The sequence below is a fragment of the Nitrosospira multiformis genome, from assembly GCF_003050865.1.
GTDB classification, from domain to species: domain Bacteria; phylum Pseudomonadota; class Gammaproteobacteria; order Burkholderiales; family Nitrosomonadaceae; genus Nitrosospira; species Nitrosospira multiformis_E.
Genome location: NZ_QAOK01000044.1, coordinates 1 through 8,554, shown reverse-complemented (window position 1 = coordinate 8,554; position 8,554 = coordinate 1). Strand labels below are relative to the sequence as shown.

Genomic DNA, 8,554 nt, shown 5'->3' with positions numbered 1-8,554 from the left:
CGATTCCATAACCCGCGAAAACGGCGACAGCTGGAAATGCATCAGAAGCAGGATTTAGGCTTAACCAAACCGTCCGGAGAAATGGGGTAAAACCCCCTCCATTAAACGTCTTCTTCGTAAAAACAAGTCTAATGAATACCCTTGTCCCCCGTTAATGATGAAGAGCCACCTTTTGCTTTGTGTAATTCTTGTGTAATTGTGATCAGAATTACTACCTCATCTTCCGATGGCGGTCCTCAAGTTTGTCCATTGCTGTCTTGATATGTTCGCCGTTCTGGTGAGCATAACGTTCAACCATTATTAGGGTTTTGTGCTCTGAAATCCTTTTTACCGTAGGCAGGTCCACTCCAGCCTGGACCAAGTGTGTGATAGCGGTATGGCGTAGCGTGTGCCGCACAACTTCGTCAGGATCCGTTCCGGCGGCGGAAACTACACGGCGAAACGGTTTGCGAATATCCATCGTTGTGTCCTTCTTTTGCGCTTGGAGAAGGAAATAACCATGGAGTACCTTTCTGCAATCCAGTCATATAACCCTCTAGAAATTCTGCTAGTTGCCGGGTAATAGGCTGCTCACGTGCTCCCCCCTTCGCGTTTGGAATGTAAATTGTTCGTTGCTTTAAATTAACGTTCTCGCGCCTAATTTCCAAAATTTCCATTCGACGCATAGAAGTCCCTAAGCCAATAACTATAAAGGGGTATATCTGAGGATTCTGGTCTTGCTTGGCACATTCAATTAGTCGTTTAATCTGCTCAATCGTGAGGTATGTAATTCTGCTTTGTTCCTCCCGGCATCGCTTGATAATAGCTGGCCGCCGATCAATCCACCCCATTCGACTGCCTCATTACATAAATGCGAAATCACAGCCAACTCCCGATTTACTGTACCTGGGCTCGTGGTTTTTAGCTTGGTCGCGTCTCTAGGTTTTTGCTTCACCCCGCTACACATAGCGACTTCAAGAAGCGATGTTTTTTATACCGCTCGATGTCAAAAGAAGTGATTTTTGAAAGTCGGAAGCCTTTAAAAAACGGAACTACATGCAACGACAGGCGCCGCCGCTTCATCAAAAGGTCTTTTCCCCCTTCTTGTTCCAGTTTGGCTAAGTATCTCTCCGCCGCTTCCTCAAACCCAAGAACAATTTTTCGACGTTTTGGCAAATTGAGTCTGCCGGATTTGGCGTCCTGTCGCGCCTTTTCGATAAATTCTTCTGCCTGCGTGCGGGTAGTGCCATCCGATTCACGTCCGATTACACCCGTGTCGAGGTATTTGTAATTAAGGCTGACGGAAAGACAACGGTTGACGGAAAGACAACATTTGACAGGATTGACAGGATTTGGTCGATAGGGCTGCCGAATGTGATTCAGGTTGATCCTGGAACCCATGATCTGGAGATATCTGCGATTTACGGAAATCTTCACCATCCAACCTTCCCCATAATCAGAGCCCCCATTGAAGCAGGCAAGGTTTATCAGATAGATTTTCAGCTCGGGAGGACCTCCAATGGGGGGACAGGGGCAAGCTATTCCTTGCGCTACTTTGGAAAATGGGAGGAGTACGAGAATTTTCTTTCCAAACACCCGGAGTATGAACGAGGTACGCCTCTTCCTTAGCTCGGGATGTTCGGCAGCCCGATCGTCGAAATTATCGAGCGATTCCATCGCTGCCTTTAGATACTCGACTGCTAATTCACGGTCAACGCTCAGTTCCGCGATTTCTCGTTGTGGTGGGAGATCATCTTTGCGGAACCAAGCACAGGATCGGGTTGGCCGGATATTTCTTCATACACTCAAGGCTGCTTGTGCAACGAAGGCCTTCCCTCGTACAAGCATCGCAATCTTGGGCGCAATGAAGAATTTTAGGAGGAGGAGGTTGTTTGGGTGTGTCTGTTGGGGGTGGTGTTGGGGGTCCTATCACACCGGGAATATTCTGGGTTTTAGATTGATGTGCTACAGGTGGATCAGCTGCAGCTATTGACAACATAGCGGAAAGCCCGAAAAAGCTTACCAATTGTGTAGTTTGAATTAACCTTCTTGTTTTCATTTTTCTCCTCTATCCGTTCAGGTGAATAAAAAATCGATTTGGTACCAAAAAGATTAACCCGTCTACGATGATGTTCCGTAGCAAGTTTTACTATAGTCGATGCCTTTAAAGAATCAACGCGGGATAGAGAACATCAATGCTCGCCTCGCTGCGCAGCAGGCATGGGTCTTCGCCGTACTCGGGAAGACCGACATGGCGCGGGCCATCGCCTTCCTGGGGCGGTGCGATGGGAAAGTTCGTGCTCGCGAAGAAACCGATGGGGCTTACTGGAAGAGAAAGGATAGCGCTGGCAAAGGCCAAGGGAGTCTACAAGGGCAGGAAGCCGGCTCTGAACGCACAGAGAGGATTGGGCAGCTGCGAGAGCAGGCTGCTACAGCAGCAAACCGGACAAAGCTGGCGAAAGAGTTTGGGATAAGCCGGGAAACTCTTTATCAATATATAAGATAGAAGGAAGATCGAGTTGTCGTAGCAGAGTTGACCTATAGCGGGACCAATTTTCATTTTTGATTCGCCTCCTGAAACTCAATACATTTATCGCTTTATGGGGGAATTAGTATCTGGAGATGCTTTCTGTCCGGAATGACCGGCTCATTCGTTTTTCAAGCTTTTCGGCAACGGCTGGTTTTGCTAATGGCTGATCAGATCATAGCCTCGGACAAGGTGCGCCTTAAAAATCAGCTTGGCGCCTTGTCGAAGACTGACATGCTGGCGGTGGAGGATGCAATCCTATAGTTCATCTGGGAATGTCTAGGTAAACGAGCAGGCTTGCGGCTCAGTTGCACGATACAAGGTAGTCCGCCATTTAAAAAGCCAAACCGTCAAAACCTCAAATAGAGCGCCAATCTGCCCGTATTCCCGAGCCTTGAAGCGCTAACCCTCTGTATATCCTTTTTGGCTCAGCCATACCGCGTCTCTTCCTCTTCAAGCAGGAATCACCTGTTTGATCCTCATCGCCAATCTTCAGGGATATGCATAACATGAACAATAATCCGGATTTCAGCATCGGTTTTTCCACCAATCTCGTTCGCGGTCTTAACCCGAACTGGCAACCGCAGAAGGGGTTGCTCAACATCCTCTATTGCGCCGAACACCAGGCGATGGATTTAAAGCCCGTGGAACCGGTCGAGCACCGGGGCTCCTGGTCTTACCCTATGATTACGCTCCATGAAACGGCACTGGACTTGCTGGACGAGCTGATTCCGTACGAGATCGTCAAGCCTTCCAGCGACATCGATGCGCCTTCCTTTGGGCCGGGCGCCTTGCTGGCGGGTGCTGTAGGCAGCCGGGCTTCCCTGGAAATACTTTCAAAAACCATCGGCGTGGATTTGACGAAGCCGGGATTAGGCTATGCGCTGGTGAAACTGGAAAGGGTGGATGGAGCGGGCAACCATGCGTCGGAGGTGGGCGGTATTCTGGTACACGCGCGTCCCCGTCAGCCCGATCCCGAGTATGGGCTCACCCCTGCCTTCACTTCGGCTTCGACCAGGTTGCGGCATGCCGGGCGCAGCCGGCTGCAGGATTACGGCGATCAACTGACAAAGGATGATGCCAACAACGTCCTGGGTTCTTTCCGCGAATTTGGCACCCATTATGTTTCTGGCGTGGAGCTGGGCGATACCATCCTTCAGGTGTTTGCCTATCAGCCGGAACAGTTTGCGCGGATCAAGTCGGCTTATGCGGACGGCAGCAATCCGCTATCGGGTCATGGCTCGCAAAATTTTGTCCAGTTTACGACCGACCATGCGGCCGGTATCTTCGGCTATGTGGAAGAGTATGGAAATGTCATTTGCCTGAGCAATTCCGCCGTTTTCAATTCGACCCTGGAGCGGGGCGATTGGCTGGATAAGCTGTGGTCAAAAAAGAACAGCGTGTTCTCGCTGTTCAACGTCAACTCCCTTTTGTCGCTTGCCGATCTCCAGCAGGAATTCGTCCAGCAGACCGTGATAGGTGTGCGGCTTGCCAGCCTGAGTGTGATGATCGAGCAGAAGCGCGGGCTGATCTGGCAGCGCATCTTCAAAGGCGCGATGGCGCAGAAGTACCGCACGACGATACAGCCGAATTTTTCCATTTATGATCAGCGCGATTTTGTCCGCATGCTGCCGCAGGATACCGCGGGGGTCGTATCATTCATTGCGACTCCAACTATCAATGCGTACAAGGCGCGTGTGGATCTCGCAGACATGCAACTCGTGGCTGCAGAAGAGGTGCAGGATTTCATTCTTTTTGCCAACGTATTGTCCGTGAGCAGCAATAAAACCATTGAGGTGCCCGGAAAAAAAGTGCGGCTGTTCGGGCAGGTGCTGGATATGCGGGTGCAAGGCCAACTCAGGGCGATCTCCCTGGCGGATGAGGCATTTGAATCGCTGCAGTTGGGATGTGATGAGTTTCTCGGTGCCTTGGCGATCAGAAACAGTTCCGGCTCACGCTACAGTGTCATCGTGGATGGACTCAGGTTCGAGCTGGAAGGCAAGGGTCCGGAGGCAACGCCTTTTGTCGCGGATGACGTGCGCGTCGTGCCTCCTGCTGAGGCCGTGCCTTTGCTTGTGAACAGCCTTCAGTTTTCCATGACATTTGCCGAAGCAGCCATCAGTGATCAGTCGGGCAAAGCCAACAGTTCTCTCCAGCAGTTCATGCGCGATTATCTGAACTGGTTGGCGGAATTCCTATCAGGCGCAAGTGGCAGCGAAGAGTTGCTTGCGCTACGCGTCCGTGCGATGGATCTCGCCGGCTATGCCATCAACCCGGAATATGGCAGCTTCGTTCCGATCCTGTCTTACACGGACTACGAGCAGTATGTGCAAAGCATACTCAGCTATCTGGACAGGATACAGCTGCAGGTGGCGCAAAACGAACAGCGCATGGCTACCCGGCGCCTGGAAGAAAGGGTGATCGATGTCGGCAGGACGCTCAATGAGAACATCATCAAGTCGGGCGAACTGGTCAGCGATGTGATCAAGGCGAATGCCGAGCAGCAGAGAGACCTGGAAGGATTCTACGATTCGCTGATTGCCCAGAGCAAGGCCGAGGCCGCCCAGCAGCAGAACAAGATCAACGATCTGCGCGCCTCACTGTTCGAGGCCCAGGGAGAAGTGAACCTGACGGTACAGAAATATAAATCCGCGGTGCAGCAGTGGCAAACCATGGAAGCGATCAAGTTCGGCCTGGAAGTGGCCACCAATCTGTTCAGCCTTGGCACTTCCATCGCCATCCCGGCATCCTCCATCTCCGCTGTGAAAGACCTCGGCCTTACCGTGCAACGCATCCAGAAGACGCTGAATGTGCTCAACGCCCTGTCCAAGCTCTATACCGGCGCGAGCACCGGCGCCAAGGTTTTGGAAAATGCTCAGCACGCGCTGGATGATCTGGATGATGGGCAGTTCGGCAATCTATCGATGCTTTCCTGGGATGAAATGTCGATCCAGTTCAACCAGATCATGGCATCGGGTCCGGACATCAAACCGGAAAAGGCAGGTCTGCAAGCGGCTTTTGCCACGATGGTGCTGCGCGGCAAGGCTGTAACCGGCGCTGAATCCGCATTGCATGCCCTGCAACGAGACATCTATACCAACCAGAAGCAGAAAGAGATCAACAGCCGCCAGGCAAAACGGCTGGAGGAATTGCAGCAGAAGCTTCATCCTGCCCAGGTGAAGGATCTCGACCGTTCCGCAATTGATCTGGTGGCGCTGACCGGACACTTGACATTCATCCAGAACCAGATGCTCACTATTCTTGCCAAGGCATTCCTGATGCAGGACCTGGCACTTCAATACGCCAACCTTCAGGCCGCCACACCCGTGCTCGCGTACAGCCTGCTGAAATTCAGCGCTGCAGTAGTCCAGCAGAAAGCCGCCACGCTGGAGGCCAAATCCCTGCTTGCGCAGTATCAGGTCACAAGAACCAGGCCGATCGAATACCTTATCGAAGGAGTGAAGCCAGAGGAACTGACTGGTGGCAATATCTTTCGCACCACCATCTTCCTGGATGCGCCGGCGTTCTACCAATATGTCAACGCCAGGATCGTTTCCGTGGTTGCTTCCGTGGAAGGTGTCAAGTCGACTGAAAGCGGTACTTATCTGCTGCGCCTGGCCTATAGCGGAACCCCCTTTCATGACCGCAACCTCCATCGTGATCCGCTGACATTCCGCACGCCGTGGCGCGAGCGCATATACAGCTATAACGCCCACGACAACTCGCCCACGTTTTCCGATGGCGGACAATCCTGGTCTGAAGGTGTAAGCCGGGTGACGCCCTTTTCCATCTGGGAGATTTCGCTGCCAAACACGAGCACGAACAAGAGCCTTCGGTTCGATGGCGATAGCCTGACGATCCGGTTGTCCTTCGTGCTGGAAGCAAGAATTGCGGATGCGCAGAAAGTCATGCAGCGCCGCGCATTGAATCGCCTGCTCGCATCAGGCTTGCCCACGGCGCTTGTGACCCCGGCGGCTGAAGGTTTCCGCCCGTTGCTTGCTGCGGCTCCAGCCCTGCCCTCCACAGACACGTTGCTGAAGCAGATGTATGCCCAGGGAAGTTGCACCAACGGCTGGGATGTAGTGTTCAACATGAATCTGGAAGAGATCAACAGAGCGCTGAAGGATCAGTACGAAGCCCTGAAAAAGGACACAGCCTACAAAAACAGAATCGTTGTTAACACCTCGGAAAAATATCCGGGCGACGTGACCGTGATCAACCGCTTTACCATCGAATACGGCTATCCCCTTCTGAATTTCAGCATCAATAACAACAATACGGCCATGCTGAAAATGGAGGTTTTGAACGGTTCAGTAGAGCGCTGTTCGAAAGTGGGATCACTTCCTGAACAGTGCGATACCCCCCAATCTATCGGCGGCGAAACCCTGACGGCGGTGATTCAGCTGGCCAAGGTGGCCGGAACGGTCAAGATTGACAACGGCAATCACAATGTCCTGAAAGTTCAGCTCGACATGAAGGAGGGAACGTTCTCGATCAGCAATATCGATCTGAGCGACGCAACCAAGGTGGAATTCAACAAGGCGGTGAAGGAATACTTCGTCAATAACCCCGTGGTCTACCTGATCAACCAGCTCGACCTGACCGCCATTCCCACCCTGGAGTCACTCAAGCCAAGCGATTTTATCTTCAAGCCGCTCCAGACACCGGGCAATAACGAGATGCTGCAGCTCTTTATCATGACCGGGGGACGGGCAGCGCTGAATTACTCCCAGGCTTTCCTGAACAATATCCCTGAGCCGATCCCCCAGGGCCAGAGTAACAGCATGATGGTCCGCTCGGCGCTGATATTCAAGGACGTACTTCCGCAAAGTTTGAGAAACAGTGGCTGGGCGCTGCAAGGAGTCGATCCAGGCAGTTCAGCCAAGGCGTGGTCCGCCAAATTCACTAGCGCCAGCGTCACCGGTACGGTGGATTTGAGCAAGCTCAACCATAGTTCATCCACCAGCAGCGGTCATGGCAGCGGATCGATCACTCAGTATACCTACTCGATCCCGGGCGGAAATGACGTCTCCTGGTCGCTGGCGGACACCACCATTACTGTGCAACCAAACGGGCAGATGTATTACAGCGGATCGCGCGGGCAATCCCTGCAATACAATCAGCGTGCCTGCACGTCGTACTATCCCTGCTTGTGGAATTGCGACCCCCGCTGCAGCGATTCCAGGCTGGCAACGGACGTGACAATCGAGGTGAAAGCTGTGTTACCGCTGAGTGTGGGGGGAAGCGGGCGCAACCAGAGCATCGAGATCAAGACTTCCGGTCAGGGAGTTGTGGTCAGTGGTCACTTGTCGGGAGGAGGGCCTAGCGGCTCCGATGATCTGGCGGCGCAGGTCAATCAGCAGATACAGAGCCAGGTGCCGACGCAGATTGCGGAAAAACTGTCGATCCAGTTTGACTCCATTTCGGTATTCGCGCTGAAAAACCTGCTGTTCCCATCGAACAACTACATCTCGTTCAGCAGTTGCGCAGTACCGGGCGACCTGATTCTCCTTGGCAACTTCAACTCGGCAAAATCCTAGGAACGAGAAAAACTATCCACATTTGAGCGTCCCGAGTGGACGCTCTTTTTTGATATCAATATCATCAAAGGAACCGGAGGATTTGTAAGACTGTTTCTTCAGTTGCTTCCCCCTGGCTTTTAGCATAAAGCAGAAACCCCACGAAACCGGAGGGGATGGGAGGCGATTCGCCTCTATTTAGACAGAGCAGGCCGATGTATGATATAGAACCAATGCCAATGGCCGGGAGGAGTATGGAAAGGAGAAGATTCTACGGGTGTGCAATGCGAGGCATCAGTTATACCTCGTCTCGGTAGAGCAGGAAACGACGATGGTAGGCTTTGACTATACTCTTGTTCAGAAGTGGTTTGGCAGAGCGCGCTTCCAACTGCTCGATCTAATGAGAGGTACCCAATCGGCCGCATGTTTTTCGCTTAATTTTCCATCCCAAGGTTTAAACCACCGGCTTTAGCCGGTCAGCTTTAGCTGCGAAAATAATAAGCTGCACGAAGGGAGGTGCGGCATGGAT

Annotated in this window: 6 protein-coding genes; 3 read left to right on the top strand and 3 right to left on the bottom strand. The window is 52.5% G+C overall.

All coding sequences use genetic code 11. The features are described 5' to 3' along the window. Window positions 1–211: 211 nt before the first annotated feature. The 3 genes from C8R21_RS14620 to C8R21_RS15995 form a co-directional block, all read right to left on the bottom strand. Entirely contained in the window at window positions 212–523 is a 312-nt protein-coding gene (locus tag C8R21_RS14620) for a tyrosine-type recombinase/integrase (protein ID WP_258192440.1), read from the bottom strand. Then, on the bottom strand, window positions 405–830 hold the full coding sequence (locus C8R21_RS16750) for a tyrosine-type recombinase/integrase (RefSeq protein ID WP_107763355.1): 426 nt from the start codon (window positions 828–830) through the stop codon (window positions 405–407). Before C8R21_RS16750 ends, C8R21_RS14620 begins: the two co-directional genes overlap by 119 nt. 100 nt (window positions 831–930) lie before the next feature. Beyond that, window positions 931–1,419 (bottom strand): hypothetical protein, encoded by a 489-nt coding sequence (locus C8R21_RS15995; RefSeq protein ID WP_112893328.1) that lies wholly within the window; start codon window positions 1,417–1,419, stop codon window positions 931–933. A gap of 718 nt (window positions 1,420–2,137) precedes the next feature. Here C8R21_RS15995 and C8R21_RS16795 point away from each other — a divergent pair. From C8R21_RS16795 to C8R21_RS14595, 3 genes are all read left to right on the top strand, one after another. After that, window positions 2,138–2,485 carry a helix-turn-helix domain-containing protein gene (locus tag C8R21_RS16795; protein WP_107763354.1) on the top strand — a complete coding sequence of 116 codons (348 nt, stop codon included), beginning with the start codon at window positions 2,138–2,140 and terminating at the stop codon, window positions 2,483–2,485. 183 nt (window positions 2,486–2,668) lie between these two features. Further along, window positions 2,669–2,770, top strand: coding sequence for a type II toxin-antitoxin system PemK/MazF family toxin (locus tag C8R21_RS14600; RefSeq protein WP_219906689.1), 102 nt, complete (start codon window positions 2,669–2,671; stop codon window positions 2,768–2,770). Between the two features lie 245 nt (window positions 2,771–3,015). Next, the gene (locus C8R21_RS14595; RefSeq protein WP_107763353.1) at window positions 3,016–8,046 is read left to right on the top strand and encodes a hypothetical protein; all 5,031 of its coding nucleotides are present in this window, start codon (window positions 3,016–3,018) and stop codon (window positions 8,044–8,046) included. The last annotated feature ends 508 nt before the right edge of the window (window positions 8,047–8,554 follow it).

Excerpts from the sequence above, each read along its gene's own strand:
- C8R21_RS14595 (WP_107763353.1), top strand. The coding sequence starts at position 3,016 with ATGAACAATAATCCGGATTTCAGCATCGGTTTTTCCACCAATCTCGTT.
- C8R21_RS14600 (WP_219906689.1), top strand. The coding sequence starts at position 2,669 with ATGGCTGATCAGATCATAGCCTCGGACAAGGTGCGCCTTAAAAATCAG.
- C8R21_RS15995 (WP_112893328.1), bottom strand. The coding sequence starts at position 1,419 with ATGGTGAAGATTTCCGTAAATCGCAGATATCTCCAGATCATGGGTTCC.
- C8R21_RS16750 (WP_107763355.1), bottom strand. The coding sequence starts at position 830 with ATGGGGTGGATTGATCGGCGGCCAGCTATTATCAAGCGATGCCGGGAG.
- C8R21_RS16795 (WP_107763354.1), top strand. The coding sequence starts at position 2,138 with ATGCCTTTAAAGAATCAACGCGGGATAGAGAACATCAATGCTCGCCTC.